The sequence below is a fragment of the Sulfitobacter sp. GN1-4 genome (genome assembly GCF_055693825.1).
In genome coordinates, this window is sequence record NZ_JBVFUQ010000003.1 from 3,996,031 (window position 1) to 4,016,996 (window position 20,966).

Genomic DNA, 20,966 nt, shown 5'->3' on the forward strand with positions numbered 1-20,966 from the left:
CGATGAAAATAGTTTTGCAAATGTTTTCATAAATTAGGTCGGGATCGCGGATAGTTGTCTGATTACAATAAGAAAAAAGTGGATATTCTGGCTGTTGCAAAGGCTGCGCGGGTTTCGGCCTCAACGGTGTCGCGCTACTTCAATCACCCTGAATTGCTCAAGCCCGCGACTCGTAAACGCATAAATGGGGCGGTGCGGCGGACCGGATACATTCGCAACCGCGCGGCCCAGACCATTCACGGCATCCGCTCAGGAACGATTGGCGTTTTGATCCCAACACTGGATCACGCGATTTTTGCCGAAGTGGTTCAGGCTTTCTCAGACACGGTGGCGGAAATGGGGTTCACCATTCTGCTGGCCTCACACGGATATGACCTGCAGCGTGAATATGCGATCCTGCGCAAGTTCTTGGAGCACCGCGTTGATGGCGTTGTTCTGACGGGGCTTGACCATGATGAGGCGGTTTTTCAGCTGCTGGATCAACAAGGGGTGCCTTGTTTGCTGATGTGGAACCATGCGGCAGGCGCGCGATACCCTTGCATCGGCGCAGACAATGAATTTGCGGGCCGCCTGATTGCAGAGCATGTCTTGTCCCTAGGGCACCGGAAAATCGCCTGCATGTTCCCCCCTACCCAAGGCAACGACAGGGCGAATGCCCGCCGTGAAGTGGTGCTGCAAACACTGGCGGATGCGGGGGTTGCTGTGCCTGCGCCTTGGTTGCTGACAACGATCTACAGCATTTCTGATTCAAAGCGGGATTCTCAAACGTTGTTTACGGGCAAGGAGCGTCCAACCGCGCTGATCTGCGGGAATGATATTTTGGCAACCGGCGCGCTTTATGGGGCAAAGGCGGCGGGCCTGTCTGTCCCGCAAGATATCTCCATCGTTGGGATCGGTGATTTCAAAGGCAGCTCTGAGATTGAGCCTGCGCTGACCACAGTGCGCCTGCCCGCCAAAAGGATCGGACATGAAACCGGCAAGGCCTTGGCCCAGGCCATCATCGACCAGACCCCGCTGACAGACCGCAGCCTGCATTGCGCGCCAACCTTGATCAGCCGCCATTCGGCCCGCGCGCTGTGATGGCGTCCGGCGGGGCCCATCGTCTTGGCTGCGATACCACGACGCCCGAACCGACCGCTTGTTTCTGGCGGGGTGCGGCTTTGCTTTAGTTTGACAGTGTCGGAATATTGTTCCTAGAAGTTCTGACGTATCTCACCACCTTCGCAAGGACGCAGGCCCATGTCGCGCGGCACCAGCAAAAAAGATCTGAGCCTGCGATGGCTGGAGCTGTTTCAGATCTGCGCGCAAAAGGGATCGCTACAGGCAGCCGCCAAGGAAACCGGGCTGACCATCAGCACGGTGTCCCACCACCTGCGCAGTCTGGAGGACCACCTTGGGGTAGAGCTGTTTAATCATGCGCGGCGGCCCATGGTGCTGACACCAAAGGGCCGTGTGTTTTTGCGCAACATCGACGAAGCGCTGTTTATGATCCGCAAGGCAAAGGCCGAAGCCTCAGCCGGGAGCATCGCGGAGGCGAGTTTTTGCGGATTGGCAGCATCGAAGACTTTGACAGCGACATCGCACCAGAACTGGCGGTCTACCTGTCACAACATATGCCGGGGTGCGATTTTTCCTATCAGACGGAATCCAGTCACACGATCATCGAAATGCTGCGCAATCGGCATCTGGATCTTGGGGTAACCTCAGCCCCGCACGAACATATGCGCGATTTGCAAGACCGCCCGCTGCTGAATGACCCTTTTGTTGTTGTGCTGCCGCGGGTTGCGCAGCGGCCCTTGTCAGAGGTGTTGGAAGGGCGTGGTGATCTGCCGTTTCTGCGGTTCTCTGGCAATCTGCTGATCGCGCGGCAAATCGAATCGCAGATGCGCAGGCTTGGCATGAAATCCACCTCCAGCTTTGAATGCAGCAACAATCAAACCTTGATGGCCATGGTCGCCGATGGCGCAGGCTGGACGATCACGACACCCTTGTTGTTTGCGCGCGCGCGTCGGTTTCAATCAAAGCTCGCCATGCACAAATTCCCCGGCAAAAGCTTTTCCCGCACGCTGAGCGTGATTGCGACGCCAGATTGCTCACGCACAGTTCTGGAGCTGGTCGATGCCAAGCTGCGCAGCCTGATCACACAGTACGCCATCTCTCCGCAAACGCAGGAAAACCGGTGGTTGGCGGAGAGCTTCAAACTGATCTCATGACAGGCGCGGCGACCTTGGGCGGCATGCGTTATCCGTAAAGGATGTTGAATTTGGCCCGGATCGCCGCCTCTTGCCCAGCTGTTAGATAGGCCGGGTTATGGTCGCGCAAAATCTCCAATGCACGCTGCCTGGCCCGTGACCACGCATCTTGCGATCCGTTTTGCATCCAGGTGCGCGGCTCATCCCGGTCGGCCAAGGTGGGATAGAAATAATCCCGCTCCATCGCGGCATAGGTATGTTGCCCCCCAGAAAGTGACCTTCGCCCAGAACCGCCTCACATATTGCGTCAAAGCCAAGGTTTTCATCGGTGACTTCCACCCCGCGCAGGGCACGGTAGGTGTTGGAATGCATCTCATCATCCAGGACAAACGCCTCAAAACTCACCCCCAAGAGAGACGCCGTCATCCCGGAGCTTTCATAAATCAAGTTCCCGCCAGCCAACCCGGCGGCCATTGAGGTGATTCCCTTTTCCATCCCGTATTGCGCATCAATCGCTTTGGCATCCGTCATCGAACAGGCAACCCCGGACGGCAGGCCCAGCCAATTCGACAGCTGCGCTGATGCCGCGTTCAACACGGCCGTCTCACCGCTGCCGCCAGAAAAGGCGCCGGTGCGCAAATCAATCACCAGCGGCCAGTTTGAAAAGACCATCGGGAATCCCGGTTGAATGGAATGGACCATCAACAGGCTGGCCAGCGTTTCCGCCAGCGATTGCGCCAGAAACCCCGCCATCGTCGCAGGGGCCGTGGCCCCAGCCTGCGCGGCCGTGATGCAGGACATCGGGATGTTGTGGCGGATACATTCATAGACCACATCAACCGCATCCTCGCCGTAGCGCATGGGCGATATCATGGGGCTGATATGGGCCTTCATGAAAGGCCGTTTGGCAAAGGCACCGGGACCACCCGCCGCGATATCAAGCATCTCAACGATGGGGGCCACATGTTCGGCCAAGGTGAATGACGTGGCCGTTGGTTTGGATGTGTTTTTGAGCAAGGCAAAGACGGTATTGACGTCCAGATCGAAGGTATCCGGCACGTCCGTGGCCACGCAGCAGCGGGTGTACCAGCTGACATTTGCCAGGCTGTCCTGCAACCGGGTGAGGTTGTGCAGATCGGCAAGGGTGGAGGGGCGGTATGCGCCTGTGTCGATGTCCAGCGTTTGCACGGCTGCACCGCCGGTGCCGAAATAGACCTTGTGCCCGCCCACCTCAATGGAGCGGTCCGGGTCACGGCCATGCAGCACGAATGTCTTGGCGGCCTGGTCTATCGCCTCTTCAACCAGCTTTGGTGGGAACAGGATCCGACCTGCGCCGTTGTCTTGGGCCCCGATGGCCAGCAAATCCCGGTGCAACCGGTCTGGCACCTCACCGACCCCCAGCTTTTCCAGCAGATCCAGCGCGGTGTCATAGATCCTGCGCAAATCCTCGTCGCTGAGCGGCTTATAAACACCGCCGATCTGGCCGGGCGGGCATGGATCAACGACGGGTTTCTCAGCCCGTTGGGCCAATCGCTTTTTGCGCCCCCCTCGTTTTCCAGCCTGGCCTGACAAGGCAGTCTCCTGTTCCGGTTCTTTAGGCGCAGTATGAGCCGTCAGACCGGTGGCAAAGCAACCCGGATACTATCAATCTCAAGCAATCAAATCAATTATCCGATTTTTTCGTATCTAGCACATCACCGTTGTAGTTTTCGCCAAACAAGGTCTCTCATTCAGCGATCATTTGGGGAGCGCATCATATGAAAACCCGGACCAAAGTTGTCGTTATTGGTGGTGGCATTGCAGGGTGTTCAACACTCTATCACCTGACCCGCGAAGGCTGGTCAGACGTTGTCTTGGTTGAGCGTAACGAGCTGACCAGCGGCACGACCTGGCATTCCGCTGCACAGGTGACCAATTTCGGCATGAACCAAACGATGGTCGGCCTGAAAACACACTCCATCAATCTGTATAAAGAGCTTTCTGAAAACCCTGAGTATCCGATCAATTATCACCATGCCGATGGCGGCATCCGCCTGGCCAATACCGAAGCCCAGATGCAAGGCTACCGCCACTTTGCCTCCATGGCGCGGGGGATGGACGTCGCGTTTGAGGTGATTGACGCGGAAGAATGCGCGCGGCGGCACCCGCTGATTTCGACCACCAATTTGTTGGGGGGGCTGTGGGATCCGCTGGATGGCGATATCGACCCCGCGCAGCTGTGCCAGGCCTTGGCCTATCACGCGCGCAAAGCGGGTGCAGAGGTGTACCGCAACACGCCAGTGACCGGGCTGACCCAACACAAAGATGATACATGGACCGTGCAGACAGAGCATGGCGATATCGACTGCGACATCGTCGTGAATGCCTGCGGCTACCGCGTGAATGAGGTTGGGGCGATGATGGGCGTGCACCACCCTGTGGCCTCCATGGAACATCAGTATTTCCTGACCGAAGACATCCCCGCCATTGCAGAGGCCGGGCACCGGATGCCGCTCTTGCGGTGCCCCATTTCGGATTACTACAGCCGCCAGGAAAAGGGCGGACTGCTGGTGGGGTTCTATGAACAAGACTGCCGCCCCTGGGGAATGGACGGGATTGACCCGAATTTTGTCAACGCGCTTTGCCCGGATGATCTGGACCGTGTCATGGATGTGTTGGCCGGTGCCTTTGAACGCATGCCCGCGCTAGAGGAAACGGGGATCCGGTCAGTTGTGAACGGGCCCATCACCTACACCATCGACGGCGCGCCGCTGGTCGGCCCGATCCCAGGTAAACGCAACGCCTTTTGCATCATCGGTCTGCGCGCCGGTCTGGGGGAAGGCGGCGGGCATGGCTGGCTGCTGGCCCAGCAGATCGTCCACGGAGAGGCATGTTATGACACATGGTGCCTTGATCCGCGTCGCTTTACCGGCCACGCCAATGTGGAGCTGACATCGCTGAAGGCGATTGAAGATTACCAAAACGAATTCCGCTTCCATTTCCCGCATGAGCATCGGCCCGCCGGCAGGCCAGCCAAAACCACACCGCTGACACCGATCCTTGCCGCCGAAGGGGCGGAGTTCACTGTGGTCAACGGCTGGGAACGGGTGGATTACATCAAGCCTTCACCCGCGTTTCACCCCACTCTCAGCTTCGATTTTGATGAGGCAACGGGCATCGTGGGCCAGGAAATCAAAAACCTGCAAAGCAATGCCGGGCTGTGTGAGGTCAACGGCTTTAACCGGATTGAGATCACAGGCACGGATCGCCTGAGCTTTCTGGATCGCATGTTCTGCGGCGCTGTGACCAAACGTGCGGGCCGCGTGGGGCTGGGGTATCTTCTCAACCATCATGGCATGATCAAAGGCGAAGCCACCGTGGCAAACCTGCCCGCCAGCGACCGTGGCCCAGACCGCATCTGGTACGGGTCTGCCGCCGCCAGCGAATATCACGATATGGATTGGCTGCAGCAAAACCTGCGCGCAGACGAAGACGTCACCTTGCGCAGCCTGACAAACGATCAGACGATCCTGGTGCTTGCCGGTCCAAAGTCCCGCGATATCTTGGCTGCCTGTGCGCGCGGGGATTGGTCGCAGACCGCCTTCCCATGGCTCTCAGTCCGGGAGTGCTACATCGGCTTTGCCCCCGCCACCGTGATGAGCGTGAGCTTTTCGGGTGAGCTTGCCTACGAAATCCATGTGCCCAACGCCTCTCTCTATGCCGCCTATCTGGCGCTACGCGACGCGGGCAAGGCCCATGGGCTTGCGCTTTTCGGCGCGCGGGCTGTTGAAGCGATGCGGATGGAAAAGGGTTTCCTGCACTGGAAAGCGGATTTGCTGACGGAGTTTGACCCGTTTGAAACCGGGCTGGAGCGGTTTGTGAACCTTAAGAAGGCTGACTTTATTGGCAAAGAAGCGCTGTTAGAACGCCACGCCAATGGCCCTGCCAAGTGCCGCGTTACCTTGCAGATTGACGCCACCCACGCGCCCGCACATGGCGGTGCGTCGCTGATGCAAGACGGGAGGGTCGTGGGCACCATCACCTCGGGCGATTGGGGGCACCGCGTTGGGATGAACCTGGCCTACGCCTTTGTAGACCCGCAGCTTGCCGAAATCGGCACAGCACTGACCCTCGACATGTATGGCGATCTGGTTGCAGCGAAGGTCATTGCCCCATCGCCCTACGACCCGGACCACAAACTGCTGCGCGGCATAGCGGACTGACCGCAGCGCTATCGGCCAACAGTTTCATGACATGCTGAGGAAAACAGTGGTGAGCCGTGCAGGGTTCGAACCTGCGACCCACTGATTAAAAGTCAGTTGCTCTACCAACTGAGCTAACGGCCCACGAGGGGTGTATCTAGAAAGGACTCTGCGCACGGTCAAGCCCTTATTCCTGCAAATCAAACAGCCATGCTGGATTAGTCACGCCAGCGCGTTTATATGGCCCGCATGAATGCTGATTTTGCAGATGGATTGCCCTTTATGAAGATGCATGGGCTGGGCAACGACTTTGTCGTGCTGGATGCCCGTGCGCAGGCGCGACCCATTACCGCACAGATGGCACAGGCCATCGGGCATCGGCATTTTGGCGTGGGCTTTGACCAGCTTGTGGTCCTGACCAAAGGCGATGCCGATGGGCATATGACCTTTTACAACGCCGATGGGTCCACCGCTGGGGCCTGTGGCAACGCCACACGGTGTGTTGCACGCCACCTGATGGAGGAAACAGGGGCCGCCGCACTTACGCTGACGTCAGACCGGGGTGCGCTGCCTGTGCGTGACGTGGGCAACGGGCTGACGGCGGTGAATATGGGGCACCCCTTTCTTGAATGGCAGGATGTGCCGCTGGCCTCGGAAATGGAAACGCTGACGCTGCCGATTGAGGGCTCTCCTACCGCGACCGGCATGGGCAACCCGCATTGCACCTTCTTTGTGGAGGATGTGGATGCCGTGGATCTGACCAGCTTTGGCCCCGGTATTGAGAATCATCCCCTCTTTCCCCAACGCACCAATGTGCAGATCGCCCAGATCATCGGGCCGGATCATATCCGCATGCGCGTTTGGGAGCGTGGGGTGGGCATCACCTTGGCTTCAGGGTCATCTTCCTGCGCAACAGCCGTTGCGGCGGCCCGGCGCGGCCTGACGGGGCGTGCGGTGCAGATCGATCTTGATGGGGGCACGCTGCAGGTCGATTGGCGCGATGATGGCGTCTGGATGACCGGGCCATCCGCGCATGTCTTTGACGGCGTCTTTACACCTGCCTTCCTCGCAGGGCTGTCATGAAGCCGCCCGTCTTTTCCAACCACGGCTGTCGCCTGAACGCCTATGAGCTGGAGGCGATGAAGGAATTGGCCGGGGACGCGGGGCTGCAAAACGCGGTTGTGATCAACACCTGCGCCGTCACGGCAGAGGCTGTGCGCAAAGCGCGGCAAGACATCCGCAAGCTGCGCAAAGCCAATCCCGATGCCCGTGTGATCGTGACGGGGTGTGCGGCACAAACCGAACCCCAGACCTTCGCCCAAATGGACGAAGTGGATGCGGTGATCGGCAACACCGAAAAGATGGTGCCTGAAACATGGCAGGGCCTGGCCGCAGATTTCATCGGCGAGACGGAGAACGTGCAGGTCGATGACATCATGTCCGTCACCGAAACCGCCGGGCATTTGATTGACGGGTTCGGCACGCGCAGCCGCGCCTATGTGCAGGTTCAAAACGGTTGTGACCACCGGTGCACGTTCTGCATCATCCCCTTTGGCCGTGGGAATTCCCGTTCGGTGCCCGCCGGTGTTGTGGTGGATCAGATCAAACGACTGGTGGACAAAGGGTTCAATGAGGTGGTGCTGACGGGGGTTGATCTTACCTCTTGGGGGGCGGATCTGCCGATGGCTCCAAAGCTGGGCGATCTGGTGATGCGGATCCTAAAGCTGGTGCCGGATCTGCCACGGCTTCGGATCAGTTCCATCGACAGTATTGAGGTGGATGACAACCTGATGCAGGCCATCGCCACAGAGCCGCGTCTGATGCCGCATTTGCACCTTTCATTGCAACATGGCGATGATCTGATTTTAAAGCGCATGAAACGGCGCCACCTGCGGGATGACGCGATTGGCTTTTGCCAAGAAGCGCGCCGCCTTCGGCCTGACATGACCTTTGGGGCCGATATCATTGCAGGCTTTCCAACCGAAACCCCCGCGATGTTCGAAAACTCTCTGCGGTTGGTTGAGGAATGTGATCTGACCTGGCTGCATGTGTTCCCCTATTCGGCACGCCCCGGAACGCCAGCCGCGCGCATGCCCGCGGTCGATGGCCGTGCCATCAAAGAGCGCGCCGCCCGCCTGCGCGCCGCCGGAGAACAGCAGGTTGAGCGCCACCTGGCCGCCCAGGTTGGGCAGACCCATCAGGTCTTGATGGAAAGCGAAACGATGGGGCGGACGGAACAGTTTGCAGAAGTCGTGTTTGAGGCGCAGCAAACCGAAGGCGCGGTTGTGCAGGCGCAGATCAAAGGTCTCAAGGCAAACCAGTTGGCAGCGTGATGTGGGCCTTTCCTTTAAAGGAAAGGCGACGAACTCTTTGAAGAGTTCGCCCTCCCCCACATGCAAAAAGCCCCCGCTGCTAAAGCGGGGCTTTCTAATCTCACGAACGGCTTTGGATCAGCTCGTTTCTTTGCGCTTCACGGGGGCCCAGATGCGCTTGTTTGTCAGATAAAGCAGAACCGCCAGCAGCGTCAGGAAAACAACCCCTGCAAAGCCCGCCTGCTTGCGCGCCATAAGCTTTGGCTCAGCGGTCCACATCAAGAAAGCGGACACATCTTTTGACAGATTTTCCAGCTCCGTTGGGCTGCCGTCTACAAATTCAACGTCATCACCCCACAGCGGCGGTGCCATCGCGATCCAACCGCCCGGGAAGGCCGTGTTTTCATAAAAGATCACGCCAGCTTGCTCTTTTTCCTCGCCGGTATACCCGGTGAGCAATGAGGCAATGTACTCAGGCCCACCCATGCCTTTGAAGAACTGGTTGATGCCCAGGCCGTAAGGGCCGTGGAACCCCGCGCGCGCCTTCGCCATCAAAGACAGGTCAGGGGCGTTTTCGATGTTGGAGGCCGGGAAATGGTCAGTTGGGCGCGCTTCACGGAAATCGTCGATTTCCGCGTCAAACACCTCAAACTGTGTTGCATATTCGATCACCTGTTCTTCTGGCAGCATAGGACCGCCATCATCACCCAAGGTACGGATCGGCACGAACTTCAGCCCGTGGCAGGCAGAGCAAATCTCAGTGTAGATCTGCAAGCCGCGCTGCAACTGATTGACGTCGTAGGAGCCGAATGGCCCCTCAAATGAAAACTCATAGTTTTCAATATGCGTGTCATAGGCACCCGCAGCCATGGCACCAGAGGTGCCAAGGCCAAGCACCAAAAGTGCGGAGGCGGTAAGTTTCTTGATCATTTTCATTTCCATTACTCCGCTGGCGTGGTCACAGGTTCGCCTGTGCCCTTTTTCTTCGCCATCTTTGCATCCCAGTCTTCCTGGATGGTTGCAGGCTGTGGCAACGGCTTTTCGATCACACCCAACAGCGGCAGGATCACCAGGAAGTAGACGAACCAATAGGTGGCCGCGATCAAAGCGATGGTGTTGTAAGGTTCTTCCGCAGGCATGGCACCGACCCACATCAACACGAAGAAGTCGATCACCAGCAGCCAGAACCACCATTTGAACATCGGACGGTAACGGCCGGAACGGACGTTGGATGTGTCCAACCATGGCACCGCCGCCATCACCGCAATCGCACCGAACATCGCCAGCACGCCGAAGAAGTCGGATTTGATGATGCCACCAGAGATGAAGTCAGCAAACATCACAACCCAGACATCTGGCGTAAAGGCCCGCAGGATCGCGTAGAAGGGCAAGAAGTACCATTCAGGAACGATGTGCGACGGCGTCGCCAGCGGGTTCGCCTCAATGTAGTTATCGGGGTGGCCCAGGTAGTTGGGCATAAAGCCGACAACCGCAAAGAACACCGCCAGGATAACCGCCAACGCGAACAGATCTTTGATCACGAAGTAGGGCCAGAAGGGCAGCGTGTCTTTCTCTGCGTCTTCTTTGGAGGTGCGGCGCACTTCAACACCGGTTGGGTTGTTGTTGCCCGTGGTGTGGAACGCCCAGATGTGCAGGATCACAAGACCCGCAATCAGGAACGGCAGCAGATAGTGCAGGCTGAAGAAACGTGTCAGCGTGGCGTTATCCACCGCTGGCCCGCCCAAAAGCAGCGTTTGCAGCGCGTCACCCACAAATGGGATCGCACCAAAAAGGCCGGTGATCACAGTCGCACCCCAGAAGGACATCTGGCCCCATGGCAGCACGTAGCCCATGAAGGCTGTCGCCATCATCAGCAGATAAATTAGCATCCCGATGATCCAAGTCACCTCGCGCGGTGCCTTGTATGAGCCGTAGTAAAGGCCCCGGAAGATATGCGCATAGACCGCGATAAAGAACAGCGACGCGCCATTCATATGCAGGTAGCGCAGCATCTGGCCACCGTTCACGTTGCGCATGATGTGCTCAATAGAGCCGAACGCCAGCGTGGTGTCGGGCGTGTAATGCATCACCAGCACGATGCCGGTGATGATCTGCAGCGCCAGGCAAAACGTCAGCACGATGCCCCAGATCCACATCCAGTTCAGGTTTTTCGGCGTGGGGATCATCAACGTGTCGTACATCAGGCCAACAACCGGCAAACGGCGGTGAAGCCACTTTTCGCCGTTTGACTTTGGCTCGTAATGGTCGTGAGGAATTCCAGACATATCTTTCTCCCTTAACCCAGTTTGATTGTGGTTTCGTCCACGAACTCAGCCGCTGGGATGGGCAAGTTCTGAGGCGCAGGCCCGCGACGGATACGCCCAGACGTGTCATAGTGAGAGCCGTGGCACGGGCAGAACCAGCCGCCGCCGCCTTCGGGGCCGACAAAATCGCCCGCGTCATTCAGTGGAACGCAGCCCAGGTGCGTACACACGCCGGTCATGACCAGCCATTCGCCCGCTTCATCCAGCGTCCGGTTAGCATCCGCCGCGTCAGCGCCGGGATCATTTGCGTTCCGTGCAACCGGATCAGGCAAATCAGAAACGGGTACGGCACGCGCTTCTTCGATTTCTACTTCCGTCCGGCGACGGATAAAGACCGGTTTGCCCAAGAACAAAACCCGCAACTGCGTACCAGGCTCAACAGCGGACACATCCACGCGGATGGTCGACAAAGCCCGCACATCTGCGGATGGGTTCATCTGGTTTACAAGAGGCCAAACGGCTGCACCTACGGTGACGGCACCTGTACCAGCCGTTGCATAGTACAGGAAATCCCTACGGGTGCCTGCGTGATCTTCTGCGTTGGACACGTGTTTTCTCCACTTTTGATGACCAAGTTGGCCACTACGGACTGGGCCGCGCACAAAGCACAGCCCACAATTGATCGGGTATCTAACTTGCCGTCCTGCGTGCGTCTAGATGTCATTCACGCGCAAAGCGTCGCACTGCGATATTAAGATCGCGAGAATCGGGACATTTTGACCCGATTACCCCGCCGGAGGGCGGGTCGCAGCCATGGAAGCGCGCAGAATCGAAGGTTGCGAACCAATCCGCCAGCGCCGGGTTTCCATCACGCCATGCACGCGCGCCGTGGCGGAAATCAATATAGGCCAGCGCACAGGCAACTGAGATGTGGCTCATGTCCATCGGCCCGGCCAGATGGCTCATCCAACGGGCATTCAGCACATCAATCGCGCGCGATGCCTTATCCCACTGTGCATCAATCCAGTCTGCGGATTGTTCATTTTCAGGGCGCAGACGCATCTCATAAGACATGGAGACCGTGCTATCCATGATCCCATCACCGGTTGCTTCCAGCACCAGCATCTCCCACTTGCGGCTGTCCTCGGGATAAAGATCGCCGCCGAACTGGGCGTTCAGATACTGCGAAATCACCCTGCTGTCATAAAGGGTTGAGCCATCGCTCCGCACCAACGCGGGGATTTTGCCCAAAGGATTGCTGGCCGTCAGGCCGGGGTCAGAGGCAAAGGCGGTGGTTTGAATGTCTTCAAATGCGACCGCATCGGTCTGACCTAGTTCATGCAACATCACCGCAATTTTCCGCACATAAGGCGAAGCGGGAGAGTAGAAGAGTTTCATGGGCGTCTCCTGTAAATCATACGCTGACTATTGTTGCTGCGGGCATGGGGCGCAACGCCGACTTTGTACTGATACGCAGAAGGCCTAGCTGCCCGGCCCCACACCCAGCATCAGCGCGGCCAGCACATCAGCCTCCGTACCAAACCCATAGCCGCGCATCTGATCAGCTGCGGCTTTGCGCACAGCGTCAGGTTTGTTCTGTCCCAGCTTCCATGTCCCATCCACTGCGGTGATCTGCATCCGGCAGGGCACAATCATCCGCATCATCTTGTCCATGACCTCCGGCGTCATTTTCTCCGTCTTCCAAGGGGCCTTGGGCAACAGGCGGTCTTCATACATGGCGGATTGCCGGTCCAGAAGGTCGTGGAGTTCGTCTTGTGGGCGGCGTTCCAATGTGCCCGACAGATGCACAGCCACGTAGTTCCACGTCGGCACCTGATCTGGTACCCCGTACCAATCAGGCGACACATAGCTGTCGGGCCCGGACACCGCGATTTTGGCGCGCAATGGTGATTTCAGCGCCCGCGCGATCGGATTTGACCGGACCAGATGCAACTCAGCCACATCGCCCTCTGTGCTCAGCAGAAAGGGCACATGGCTGAGGAGCGGCAGATCGTCCCCCTGCACCGCCAAGACACCAAATCCCCGTTCCCGTGCAAAGGCGAGGTTCTGGGCAGTGTCAGCATCATGAAAAACCGGGTTGGGGTGCATAGGAGGGCCTGCATTTGACGGGACGTTTGACTTGCACAAATCACGATTGAGTTGCAGGGTGCAAGCATTCTCAGGGCGGGGCGAAATTCCCCACCGGCGGTAGGGGGGTGCGCCCCCAAGCCCGCGAGCGCAATGCGCCCCAACGGGGCGCTTGGTCAGCAGACCCGGTCAAAGTCCGGGGCCGACGGTCATAGTCCGGATGAAAGAGAATGCAGCAGTGACCAGCCCTTTGGGCTGTGGCGCGGTTGTGATCGCCTTGGGTGCAGACGTGTCTGACGTAAAGGAGATCAGTAATGACACAGAACACCCGCTTCGCCTTTATCAAAGCCCAGTGGCATGCCGATATCGTAGATCGGAGCCTGGACGGATTTTTGGAGCATATCCCCGCCGCGCAAACAGACGTGTTTGACGTCCCCGGAGCGTTTGAAATGCCGCTGATGGCGCAAAAGCTCGCCCAGTCGGGCCGGTATGATGCCATTGCTTGTGCCGCTTTTGTGGTGGATGGCGGGATTTACCGCCATGATTTTGTTGCCAGCGCCGTTGTGGATGGCCTGATGCGCGTGGGGTTGGACACGGGCGTGCCTGTGCTGTCCGTCTCTCTGACGCCGCATCACTACCAAGAAACGGACCACCACAATGCCATCTACCGTGCGCATTTTGTGGAAAAAGGCCGTGAAGCAGCTGTTGCAGCCTTAAAGATCACAGGTGCCACAGCGGCCTTGGCGGCGGCCTAGCGGTTTGGTCGCCCCCATAGGGCACATGTGCGGCATGCGGCGTTTCCTTTAAAGGAAACGCTGCGAAGTCTTTAAAGACTTCGCCCCCCTTGAGGCCATCCGCCCCGCCCGCTAAGGCATACTGCCAACAGGAGCCTGCCCATGTCCATGAATTCATTCGGCCATCTTTTCCGTGTCACCACCTGGGGCGAAAGCCATGGGCCCGCCCTTGGTGCAACTGTTGATGGCTGCCCTCCGGGCATTGCGATTGATGAGGCCATGATCCAGCAGTGGTTGGACAAGCGCAAACCAGGACAGAACAAATACACCACCCAGCGGCGCGAACCCGATGCAGTGAAAATCCTCTCCGGCGTATTTGAAGGACAGACCACCGGCACGCCCATTCAGCTGATGATCGAAAACACCGATCAGCGGTCCAAAGACTACGGCGACATCATGGACAAGTTCCGCCCAGGTCATGCCGACATTACCTATTTCCAGAAATACGGCATCCGCGACTATCGCGGCGGCGGCCGGTCTTCGGCCCGTGAAACCGCCGCGCGGGTGGCCGCGGGCGGCCTGGCCCGCGAGGCGATCAAGGCGCTGGCGCCAAACCTCCAGATCACCGGCTATATGGTGCAGATGGGACCCCACAAGATTGACCGAGAGGCCTTTGATTGGGACCAGATCGCGGAAAACCCCTTTTGGGTGCCCGATGCCAAAGCCGCCGAGGATTGGGCCAGCTATCTGGACGGGCTGCGCAAATCCGGATCCTCAGTAGGTGCGATCATCGAAGTGACCGCGCGCGGCGTGCCTGCGGGCCTCGGCGCGCCGGTTTACGGCAAGCTCGACACCGATTTGGCCGCCGCCATGATGAGCATCAATGCCGTCAAAGGCGTGGAGATCGGCGAAGGCATGTCAGCGGCCATGCTCACAGGCGAATTGAACGCCGATGAGATCTATATGGGCAATGATGGCCTGCCCAAATATTCCTCCAACCACGCGGGCGGTATTCTGGGCGGCATCAGCACAGGTCAGGACGTCGTGGTGCGCTTTGCGGTCAAACCAACGTCGTCGATCCTGACCACCCGCAAAACAATCACCAAATCCGGCGAAGAGACTGAGATCATCACCAAGGGCCGTCATGACCCCTGTGTGGGCATCCGCGCCGTCCCGGTGGGCGAGGCGATGATGGCCTGCGTCCTTCTGGATCACATGCTGCTGCACCGCGGGCAGATTGGCGAAAACCGGGGCAAGATCGGCACGCCGGACTAACGCTGGCGGGCATCCTTGCGGACCAGTTCCAAAAAGGTGCGCATGCCTGTGGCTTCGTCCTCGCTAAAGGTGGTCTGCGTGACCTCAAGCGCGTGAATGCGGTCAAACCGGAACGTTCTGAAATCCTCTCTCAACTCGCACCAGGCAGAGAACATCCACCCCTCGGCCATGTTCCACAATACCAGCGGGCGCACCTGCCGGGTTGAGACCTGGCCATGCTTATCTGCATACTCCAGCCGCACCACCCGGTGCGCGCGGATCGCCTGGCGCAGCTCCGCTACGGCAGGCGATGCCTTTTCCCGTTGCGTCACGCTGAGATAGGGCGCATCCGCCAGGCGGCGCTCTTCAGGTTCGGGCAGGCCTGCTTGGATCTTGGCGCGGGCCTCTCGGGCGGCCATGGCCAATTGATCATCGGCCGTACTTTCGACAAAGGCCAGCCCCATCGCCAGCGCATCAATTTGATCTTGGGTGAAAGTCACATTCGGCAAATCAAATCCCGGACGCAGGAGATATCCCACACCCGCCTCCCCTTCGATGGGCAGACCGGAGGCCTGCAAATGCGCAATGTCGCGGTAGATCGTCGTCGCACTCACCTCGAAATGTGCAGCCAGGTCTTCTGCCCGGCTGACATTTCGGGTGCGCATTTCGTTGACCAGTCGAAAAAGCCGTTCTGCGCGCCTCATGCACCCTCACTTGCAGCAGCTACCGGGCCGCGGTGGCCTCAATCTCAAACATCAAGGGCGCCAGCGCAAGGCGGGTGACACCCACCAAGCTCATCGGAGGCTGGTTGCCCGCGGCCCCAAAACGCATCCCCATCAGATCAAAATTGGCCAAAGAGGCATCCACATCCGTGCTGTAGACGGTCAGCTTGATCACATCTCCAAACCCCATCCCGGCCTGTCCTAACACCGCCTGCAGGTTGTCCAAAGCCAAGGCCATCTGCGCCCGCATATCGCCGGGATGCTGCGGCGCGCCGTTTGCATCCACCGCCGTTTGGCCCGCGCAGATCAGCTGTTTGCCAGCCCCCTCAACCATTTCGGCCTGATTGTAGCCCAAGGGCAAAGACCATTCCCAAGGGTTTATCGCTGTGCGTTTCATGACATCGTCCTTTCATCTGTTTGATAGGACCTTTGAAACACACCCTTCTTGTCACCGTGGTGACAAGAGAGATCACCCCACCTTGAACTTTGTGCACGGCAGGCGCATGAAGCTCCTATGCCCGCAAACATGACCCAACACCGCCCTGGCCGCGCGATTGCCCTCAAGGTCGGCGCCGTTTTCCTGTTCATGGTCATGGCCGCACTGATCAAAGCAGCATCCGGCGCTGTGCCCCCGGGCCAGGCGGTGTTCTTTCGGTCATTCTTTGCCATTCCGGTTATTGGCCTGTGGCTGTGGCAAACCGGGCATCTGCATGACGGGCTAAAGGCCAATAACGTGCTGGGTCACATCTGGCGCGGGCTTTTTGGCACCACCGCGATGATACTGACCTTTGCAGGGCTAGCCATCCTGCCCCTGCCAGAGGTCACTGCGATTGGCTATGCCACCCCGATGTTCACCGTGATCTTTGCCGCGATTTTCCTGGGCGAACGCATCCGGCTTTTTCGCCTGTCGGCGGTGGCGCTGGGGCTGATTGGTGTGATGATCGTGATCGCACCGCGCCTGTCGCTGGGCGAGGGGTATAGTGCGGCGGCCACCATGGGGGCGTTCTTTGTGCTTGCGGCGTCAATCTTGCGTTCGATGGTACAGATCCACGTCAGACGCTTGGTGCAGACCGACAGCACCTCCGCCATTGTTTTCTATTTTTCGCTGACCGCAACCACCGTGTCCTTGTTCACCCTGCCGCTTGGGTGGCTCTTTCCGGTGCCCGCTTTGGCCTGGACCAATCCCGGCTTTGGCGTTCTGGGGCTGATCATCTGCGCGGGCCTCATCGGTGGGGTGGCACAGATCATGATCACCTCTTCCTTCCGCTTTGCCGGGGCCTCCATGCTGGCACCGTTTGATTATTCATCCATGATTTTTGCCACGCTGATCGGTTGGGTTGTCTTTAGCGAAGTGCCAACCGCCACCATTCTGATTGGTGCGGCTCTTGTCATTGCTGGCGGCGTGCTCATTATCTGGCGCGAACGCCAGCTTGGGCTGGACCGCAGCAAATCCAAACCCAGCCTCGCGCCTGCAGGCTCCCCGAATTGAGGACCACCCATGTCGGACGACCACAAACAAAAGATGCAAGAACGCCAAGCCAAACAGCGCGCCAAAGTGGCCGAGCTGCAGGACCCTGAAAAAGGTTTGGTTCTGGTGCACACCGGGGCGGGCAAGGGCAAATCCTCCTCCGCCTTCGGCGTCGTTGTCCGCGCCTTGGGCTGGAAGCAAAAGGTCGGCGTGGTGCAGTTCATCAAGGGCAAGTGGAAAACTGGCGAACGTCAGTTCTTTGACCGCTTGGGCGAGGTGACCTGGCACACCATGGGCGAGGGGTTCACCTGGGATACCCAGGACAAAGACCGCGACATCGCCGCTGCGCAGGCCGCCTTTGCCAAGGGGCGCGAGATGATGGAAAGCGGCGAATATGACCTGATCGTGATGGATGAGATCAACATCGCCATGCGCTATGACTACCTTTCAGTTGACGAGGTGATCGCGGGGCTGGAGGCGCGCGATGCGCGCACCGGGGTGATCCTGACGGGCCGCGATGCCAAGCCGGAGCTGTGTGACTATGCCGATCTAGTGACCGAGATGTCAGAGGTGAAACACCCCTTCAAAGCGGGGATCAAAGCGCAGCGTGGGGTCGATTACTAATGGCGCGGGAAGAAGGCAAAGTAGTTCTGATCACAGGTGCCGCGCGCGGCATCGGCCTGGCCACTGCGCATCTGATGGCGGATGCAGGATGGCGTGTGGCGCTGCTGGACCGGGACGCAGACGTGCTGGAGGAGGCCGTGGCGGAGTTCAGCACGCCTGTTCTTAAGCTGGTGCAAGACGTCTCAGACCCGCAAGCGGCCCCGGCGGCAATCCGGTCTTGTGTGGATCATTTCGGACAGTTGGACGCGCTGGTGAACAACGCAGGTGTGGCGGACTTCGGCCCCATTGAAGAAACGGATTTCGCCCGCTGGCGGCGCATCATGGAAACCAACCTGGATGGTGTTTTCCTGATGAGCCAGGCCGCCATCCCCGCGCTGCGCGGCACGGCGGGGGCAATTGTGAACATCGCCTCCATCTCGGGCCTGCGCGCCTCCACCCTGCGGGTGGCCTACGGCACGTCAAAAGCTGCCGTCATCCAGCTGACCAAACAGCAGGCGGCTGAGCTGGGCGAATATGGCATCCGCGCCAATTGCGTCTGCCCCGGCCCCGTGCGGACCAAACTGGCGATGGCGGTGCATACACCAGACATCATCGCATCCTATCATGATGCGATCCCACTGAACCGCTATGGCTCAGAACAGGAAATCGCTGAGGTCATCGCGTTTCTGTGTAGTGACAAGGCCAGCTATGTGACCGGGCAGGTCATCGCGTCTGACGGTGGGTTTGAGAGTACGGGTGTGGGGCTGCCCGCGTTGCGGGGGTGACCCCCAAGCCGGCTTAGCAAAGGAACTCCGTTGTGGAATCCCTTTAAACCCGCACCAACGTCTCATAGCCTTCGGCGATCTCACGCGTTAGCGCGCCAACCTCGAAGTTGTAATCACCGATCTGTCCCACCGGTGTGACCTCAGCCGCAGTGCCGGTCAGCCAGCATTGCTCAAAACCCTCAAGCTCTTCGGGCATGATATGGCGCTCATGGACCTTGACCTGGCGGTCCTTCAGCATCCCGATAACCGTCTGGCGGGTGATGCCGTTCAAAAAGCAATCTGGATCGGGCGTGTGCACTTCGCCGTCTTTGACAAAGAAGATGTTGGCACCTGTCGCCTCGGCCACATAGCCGCGGTAGTCAAACATCATCGCATCTGAGCAACCTTTGGCCTCTGCTGCGTGTTTGGACATGGTGCAAATCATGTAAAGACCCGCCGCCTTGGCGTGGCTGGGGATCGTCTCAGGGCTGGGGCGTTTCCATTTGGAGATGTCGAGCTTGGCACCCTTCATCTTGGCATCGCCGTAATAGGCCCCCCACTCCCACGCGGCGATGGCCAGCCGCACTGGGTTCTTGGCAGAGGCCACACCCATGTCTTCGCCCGCGCCGCGCCAGGCAATCGCGCGCACATAGGCGTCTTGCAGACCGGATGCGGCGAGCACTTCTACCTTGGCGGCCTCAATCTCATCAATGGTCCAGGGGATTTCAAAATCAATCATCTGGGCAGAGCGCTTGAGCCGTTCAGAATGCTCACGGCTTTTGAAGATCTTGCCGTTATAGGCCCGCTCCCCTTCGAAAACCGAAGAGGCGTAGTGCATCGCATGGGTCAGGATGTGCACATTGGCGTCACGCCAATTGACCATCTTGCCGTCCAGCCAGATTTGACCATCCCGATCATCATATGCACCTGCCATGGTTGTCGCTCCCATCCCATGAAATTTCCAAATGTTGCGGAGATAGGTCCACTTCGGACACATTCTGTCGCAAAACCTTTGATGACCTAGCCATTCTCTCTTGGAGTGTCAACAAGGCTGACATAAACTGCGCAAAACTATGTAACGAGACACATCATGGCCGACGGGCGCTCAGCTTCTGCTGTACGAGGCGACAGCTTACTCTTTCTGACAGACGAACAGTTGCGCCAGGGAAGCGAAGCGATGTTCTTTGCCTACCGGGGTTTCACGGCCGATCCAGACCGCATTCTGGCAAACATGGCCTACGGCCGCGCCCATCACCGGGCGATCCATTTCATTGGGCGGGCACCGGGGACAACGGTGAACAACCTTTTGAACATTCTGGGGGTCACAAAACAGTCTCTCAATCGTGTGTTGCGCACGTTGATCTCAGATGGTCTGGTTCTAAACACAGTTGGCAAAGCCGACAAAAGAGAGCGACATTTGTATCTCACCGATGAAGGACGCGCCTTGGAACAAAAGCTATCAGACGCCCAGCGCGCGCGGCTAAGGGCCGCCTTTCGCGATGCAGGGCCAGAGGCCGTTGCCGGGTTTCGGACGGTGCTGGAGGCCATGATGGATCCTGAAATGCGCGCGAGCTATGCGCGGTTGCGGGACAGCAGCACATGATGGAGATGGACGCCCACCTGTTGATCGTGGATGACGATGAACGCATTCGGACGCTGTTGCAAAAGTTCCTGATGCGTCATGGTTTTCTGGTCACCGCCGCAAGAGACGCCGCCCATGCAAGGCGGATCTTGTCGGGGCTGGATTTTGATCTGATCGTGCTGGACGTGATGATGCCGGGCGAAGATGGGCTGGCCCTGACCGCGTCGCTGCGCCAATCCATGGAAACCCCGATCCTGCTGTTAACCGCCAAGGGCGAGACAAGCGACCGGATCGAAGGGCTGGAAGCGGGCGCTGATGATTACCTTGCCAAACCCTTTGAGCCCAAAGAGCTGTTGTTGCGGATCAATGCGATCCTGCGGCGCATGCCGGATACCACTGCCGAAGAAGCAGCACCAAAGGTGCTGTCCCTGGGGCCCATTCGGTATGACATGGAACGCGGCGAGATGTGGCAGGGCGATGATCTGGTGCGGCTGACGGCCACCGAAGTTCAACTGATGAAGATTTTTTCAGCCCAACCGGGCGAACCGTTGAGCCGTGCCAAGCTGGTGGAAGAGTTGGGACGCGATCGGGGGCAAGCGCAGGAACGCGCCGTTGACGTCCAGATCACCCGCCTGCGGCGCAAGATTGAGGACAACCCCAAGCAACCGCGGTATCTGCAAACCGTGCGGGGTGCAGGATATATGCTGGCCACGGATTGAACGTGAGCCCGGCACCTGTGGCAGAGGCTGTGCAGAAGTTATATTGGAAAGATGAAGCGCGCGGTGGTCTGGAAGCTCGTGGC

At 58.7% G+C, this 20,966-nt stretch carries 20 protein-coding genes, 1 tRNA gene, 2 pseudogenes and 1 riboswitch; of the genes and pseudogenes, 13 read left to right on the top strand and 10 right to left on the bottom strand.

What is annotated here, in order from left to right; all coding sequences use genetic code 11:
* The first annotated feature begins 54 nt into the window (after positions 1-54).
* The 3 genes and pseudogenes from ACZ1HM_RS20480 to ACZ1HM_RS20490 all read left to right on the top strand — a co-directional run bounded on the left by ACZ1HM_RS20480 (position 55) and on the right by ACZ1HM_RS20490 (position 2,213).
* Complete coding sequence (locus tag ACZ1HM_RS20480) at positions 55-1,080, top strand: LacI family DNA-binding transcriptional regulator (protein WP_472744426.1); 1,026 nt, start codon at positions 55-57, stop codon at positions 1,078-1,080.
* Positions 1,081-1,239: 159 nt separating this feature from the next.
* Positions 1,240-1,392 (top strand): annotated as a pseudogene (locus tag ACZ1HM_RS20485) (helix-turn-helix domain-containing protein); the annotation flags it as partial.
* 149 nt (positions 1,393-1,541) lie between these two features.
* Complete coding sequence (locus tag ACZ1HM_RS20490; protein WP_472744427.1) at positions 1,542-2,213, top strand: LysR family transcriptional regulator substrate-binding protein; 672 nt, start codon at positions 1,542-1,544, stop codon at positions 2,211-2,213.
* 28 nt (positions 2,214-2,241) lie between these two features.
* Here the strand turns inward: ACZ1HM_RS20490 and ACZ1HM_RS20495 are convergent.
* Positions 2,242-3,764 (bottom strand): annotated as a pseudogene (locus tag ACZ1HM_RS20495) (trimethylamine methyltransferase family protein).
* Positions 3,765-3,949: 185 nt separating this feature from the next.
* Between ACZ1HM_RS20495 and ACZ1HM_RS20500 the strand changes: the two are divergent.
* Positions 3,950-6,394 carry a GcvT family protein gene (locus tag ACZ1HM_RS20500; protein ID WP_472744428.1) on the top strand — a complete coding sequence of 815 codons (2,445 nt, stop codon included), beginning with the start codon at positions 3,950-3,952 and terminating at the stop codon, positions 6,392-6,394.
* 47 nt (positions 6,395-6,441) lie between these two features.
* Here ACZ1HM_RS20500 and ACZ1HM_RS20505 read toward each other — a convergent pair.
* Positions 6,442-6,517, bottom strand: a tRNA-Lys gene (locus ACZ1HM_RS20505).
* Between the two features lie 96 nt (positions 6,518-6,613).
* On the opposite strand from ACZ1HM_RS20505, the gene dapF reads away from it, so the two are divergent.
* The gene (gene dapF / locus ACZ1HM_RS20510; protein ID WP_472744429.1) at positions 6,614-7,456 is read left to right on the top strand and encodes a diaminopimelate epimerase; all 843 of its coding nucleotides are present in this window, start codon (positions 6,614-6,616) and stop codon (positions 7,454-7,456) included.
* Positions 7,453-8,706 carry a tRNA (N(6)-L-threonylcarbamoyladenosine(37)-C(2))-methylthiotransferase MtaB gene (gene mtaB / locus ACZ1HM_RS20515; RefSeq protein WP_472744430.1) on the top strand — a complete coding sequence of 418 codons (1,254 nt, stop codon included), beginning with the start codon at positions 7,453-7,455 and terminating at the stop codon, positions 8,704-8,706. Before dapF ends, mtaB begins: the two co-directional genes overlap by 4 nt.
* A 117-nt stretch (positions 8,707-8,823) precedes the next feature.
* Here mtaB and ACZ1HM_RS20520 read toward each other — a convergent pair whose 3' ends face one another.
* The 5 genes from ACZ1HM_RS20520 to ACZ1HM_RS20540 all read right to left on the bottom strand — a co-directional run bounded on the left by ACZ1HM_RS20520 (position 8,824) and on the right by ACZ1HM_RS20540 (position 13,058).
* Entirely contained in the window at positions 8,824-9,615 is a 792-nt protein-coding gene (locus ACZ1HM_RS20520; RefSeq protein ID WP_472744431.1) for a cytochrome c1, read from the bottom strand.
* Positions 9,616-9,626: 11 nt separating this feature from the next.
* Positions 9,627-10,970 carry a cytochrome b gene (locus tag ACZ1HM_RS20525; RefSeq protein WP_472744432.1) on the bottom strand — a complete coding sequence of 448 codons (1,344 nt, stop codon included), beginning with the start codon at positions 10,968-10,970 and terminating at the stop codon, positions 9,627-9,629.
* An 11-nt stretch (positions 10,971-10,981) separates the two neighbouring features.
* A complete protein-coding gene (petA, locus tag ACZ1HM_RS20530) occupies positions 10,982-11,557 on the bottom strand; it encodes a ubiquinol-cytochrome c reductase iron-sulfur subunit (RefSeq protein WP_472744433.1) in 576 nt (191 codons plus the stop codon).
* Positions 11,558-11,669: 112 nt separating this feature from the next.
* Positions 11,670-12,347 (bottom strand): glutathione S-transferase, encoded by a 678-nt coding sequence (locus ACZ1HM_RS20535; RefSeq protein ID WP_472744434.1) that lies wholly within the window; start codon positions 12,345-12,347, stop codon positions 11,670-11,672.
* A gap of 84 nt (positions 12,348-12,431) precedes the next feature.
* Entirely contained in the window at positions 12,432-13,058 is a 627-nt protein-coding gene (locus ACZ1HM_RS20540; protein ID WP_472744435.1) for an FMN-binding negative transcriptional regulator, read from the bottom strand.
* A 62-nt stretch (positions 13,059-13,120) separates the two neighbouring features.
* A riboswitch (FMN riboswitch) is annotated at positions 13,121-13,273 on the top strand.
* Between the two features lie 78 nt (positions 13,274-13,351).
* On the opposite strand from ACZ1HM_RS20540, the gene ACZ1HM_RS20545 reads away from it, so the two are divergent.
* Complete coding sequence (locus ACZ1HM_RS20545) at positions 13,352-13,792, top strand: 6,7-dimethyl-8-ribityllumazine synthase (protein ID WP_472744436.1); 441 nt, start codon at positions 13,352-13,354, stop codon at positions 13,790-13,792.
* Positions 13,793-13,933: 141 nt separating this feature from the next.
* A complete protein-coding gene (gene aroC / locus ACZ1HM_RS20550) occupies positions 13,934-15,046 on the top strand; it encodes a chorismate synthase (protein WP_472744437.1) in 1,113 nt (370 codons plus the stop codon).
* Here aroC and ACZ1HM_RS20555 read toward each other — a convergent pair.
* Both ACZ1HM_RS20555 and ACZ1HM_RS20560 read right to left on the bottom strand, forming a co-directional pair.
* Complete coding sequence (locus tag ACZ1HM_RS20555) at positions 15,043-15,729, bottom strand: helix-turn-helix transcriptional regulator (protein ID WP_472744438.1); 687 nt, start codon at positions 15,727-15,729, stop codon at positions 15,043-15,045. The genes aroC and ACZ1HM_RS20555 overlap by 4 nt on opposite strands.
* A gap of 19 nt (positions 15,730-15,748) precedes the next feature.
* On the bottom strand, positions 15,749-16,144 hold the full coding sequence (locus tag ACZ1HM_RS20560) for a RidA family protein (protein ID WP_472744439.1): 396 nt from the start codon (positions 16,142-16,144) through the stop codon (positions 15,749-15,751).
* A 117-nt stretch (positions 16,145-16,261) separates the two neighbouring features.
* On the opposite strand from ACZ1HM_RS20560, the gene ACZ1HM_RS20565 reads away from it, so the two are divergent.
* From ACZ1HM_RS20565 to ACZ1HM_RS20575, 3 genes are read left to right on the top strand one after another with little or no spacing between them, the layout of a single operon-like run.
* Positions 16,262-17,236 (top strand): DMT family transporter, encoded by a 975-nt coding sequence (locus tag ACZ1HM_RS20565; protein WP_472744440.1) that lies wholly within the window; start codon positions 16,262-16,264, stop codon positions 17,234-17,236.
* A 9-nt stretch (positions 17,237-17,245) separates the two neighbouring features.
* Positions 17,246-17,839 (top strand): cob(I)yrinic acid a,c-diamide adenosyltransferase, encoded by a 594-nt coding sequence (cobO, locus tag ACZ1HM_RS20570; RefSeq protein ID WP_472744441.1) that lies wholly within the window; start codon positions 17,246-17,248, stop codon positions 17,837-17,839.
* Positions 17,839-18,603 (top strand): SDR family NAD(P)-dependent oxidoreductase, encoded by a 765-nt coding sequence (locus tag ACZ1HM_RS20575; protein WP_472744442.1) that lies wholly within the window; start codon positions 17,839-17,841, stop codon positions 18,601-18,603. The genes cobO and ACZ1HM_RS20575 overlap by 1 nt, the downstream gene beginning before the upstream one ends.
* 43 nt (positions 18,604-18,646) lie before the next feature.
* On the opposite strand, the gene ACZ1HM_RS20580 is transcribed toward ACZ1HM_RS20575, so the two are convergent.
* On the bottom strand, positions 18,647-19,516 hold the full coding sequence (locus ACZ1HM_RS20580) for a branched-chain amino acid aminotransferase (RefSeq protein WP_472744443.1): 870 nt from the start codon (positions 19,514-19,516) through the stop codon (positions 18,647-18,649).
* Positions 19,517-19,672: 156 nt separating this feature from the next.
* Between ACZ1HM_RS20580 and ACZ1HM_RS20585 the strand changes: the two genes are divergently transcribed.
* Together ACZ1HM_RS20585 and ACZ1HM_RS20590 are read left to right on the top strand one after the other, a co-directional pair.
* Positions 19,673-20,185, top strand: coding sequence for a MarR family winged helix-turn-helix transcriptional regulator (locus ACZ1HM_RS20585; RefSeq protein WP_472744444.1), 513 nt, complete (start codon positions 19,673-19,675; stop codon positions 20,183-20,185).
* Complete coding sequence (locus ACZ1HM_RS20590) at positions 20,182-20,883, top strand: response regulator (protein WP_472744445.1); 702 nt, start codon at positions 20,182-20,184, stop codon at positions 20,881-20,883. Before ACZ1HM_RS20585 ends, ACZ1HM_RS20590 begins: the two co-directional genes overlap by 4 nt.
* Positions 20,884-20,966: the final 83 nt, after the last annotated feature.

Bases quoted from the DNA above. Each gene is read 5' to 3' on its own strand.
- ACZ1HM_RS20500 (WP_472744428.1), top strand. From the start codon at position 3,950: ATGAAAACCCGGACCAAAGTTGTCGTTATTGGTGGTGGCATTGCAGGG.
- dapF (WP_472744429.1), top strand. From the start codon at position 6,614: ATGGCCCGCATGAATGCTGATTTTGCAGATGGATTGCCCTTTATGAAG.
- mtaB (WP_472744430.1), top strand. From the start codon at position 7,453: ATGAAGCCGCCCGTCTTTTCCAACCACGGCTGTCGCCTGAACGCCTAT.
- ACZ1HM_RS20520 (WP_472744431.1), bottom strand. From the start codon at position 9,615: ATGATCAAGAAACTTACCGCCTCCGCACTTTTGGTGCTTGGCCTTGGC.
- ACZ1HM_RS20525 (WP_472744432.1), bottom strand. From the start codon at position 10,970: ATGTCTGGAATTCCTCACGACCATTACGAGCCAAAGTCAAACGGCGAA.
- ACZ1HM_RS20535 (WP_472744434.1), bottom strand. From the start codon at position 12,347: ATGAAACTCTTCTACTCTCCCGCTTCGCCTTATGTGCGGAAAATTGCG.
- ACZ1HM_RS20540 (WP_472744435.1), bottom strand. From the start codon at position 13,058: ATGCACCCCAACCCGGTTTTTCATGATGCTGACACTGCCCAGAACCTC.
- ACZ1HM_RS20545 (WP_472744436.1), top strand. From the start codon at position 13,352: ATGACACAGAACACCCGCTTCGCCTTTATCAAAGCCCAGTGGCATGCC.
- aroC (WP_472744437.1), top strand. From the start codon at position 13,934: ATGTCCATGAATTCATTCGGCCATCTTTTCCGTGTCACCACCTGGGGC.
- ACZ1HM_RS20555 (WP_472744438.1), bottom strand. From the start codon at position 15,729: ATGAGGCGCGCAGAACGGCTTTTTCGACTGGTCAACGAAATGCGCACC.
- ACZ1HM_RS20560 (WP_472744439.1), bottom strand. From the start codon at position 16,144: ATGAAACGCACAGCGATAAACCCTTGGGAATGGTCTTTGCCCTTGGGC.
- ACZ1HM_RS20565 (WP_472744440.1), top strand. From the start codon at position 16,262: ATGCCCGCAAACATGACCCAACACCGCCCTGGCCGCGCGATTGCCCTC.
- cobO (WP_472744441.1), top strand. From the start codon at position 17,246: ATGTCGGACGACCACAAACAAAAGATGCAAGAACGCCAAGCCAAACAG.
- ACZ1HM_RS20575 (WP_472744442.1), top strand. From the start codon at position 17,839: ATGGCGCGGGAAGAAGGCAAAGTAGTTCTGATCACAGGTGCCGCGCGC.
- ACZ1HM_RS20580 (WP_472744443.1), bottom strand. From the start codon at position 19,516: ATGGCAGGTGCATATGATGATCGGGATGGTCAAATCTGGCTGGACGGC.
- ACZ1HM_RS20585 (WP_472744444.1), top strand. From the start codon at position 19,673: ATGGCCGACGGGCGCTCAGCTTCTGCTGTACGAGGCGACAGCTTACTC.
- ACZ1HM_RS20590 (WP_472744445.1), top strand. From the start codon at position 20,182: ATGATGGAGATGGACGCCCACCTGTTGATCGTGGATGACGATGAACGC.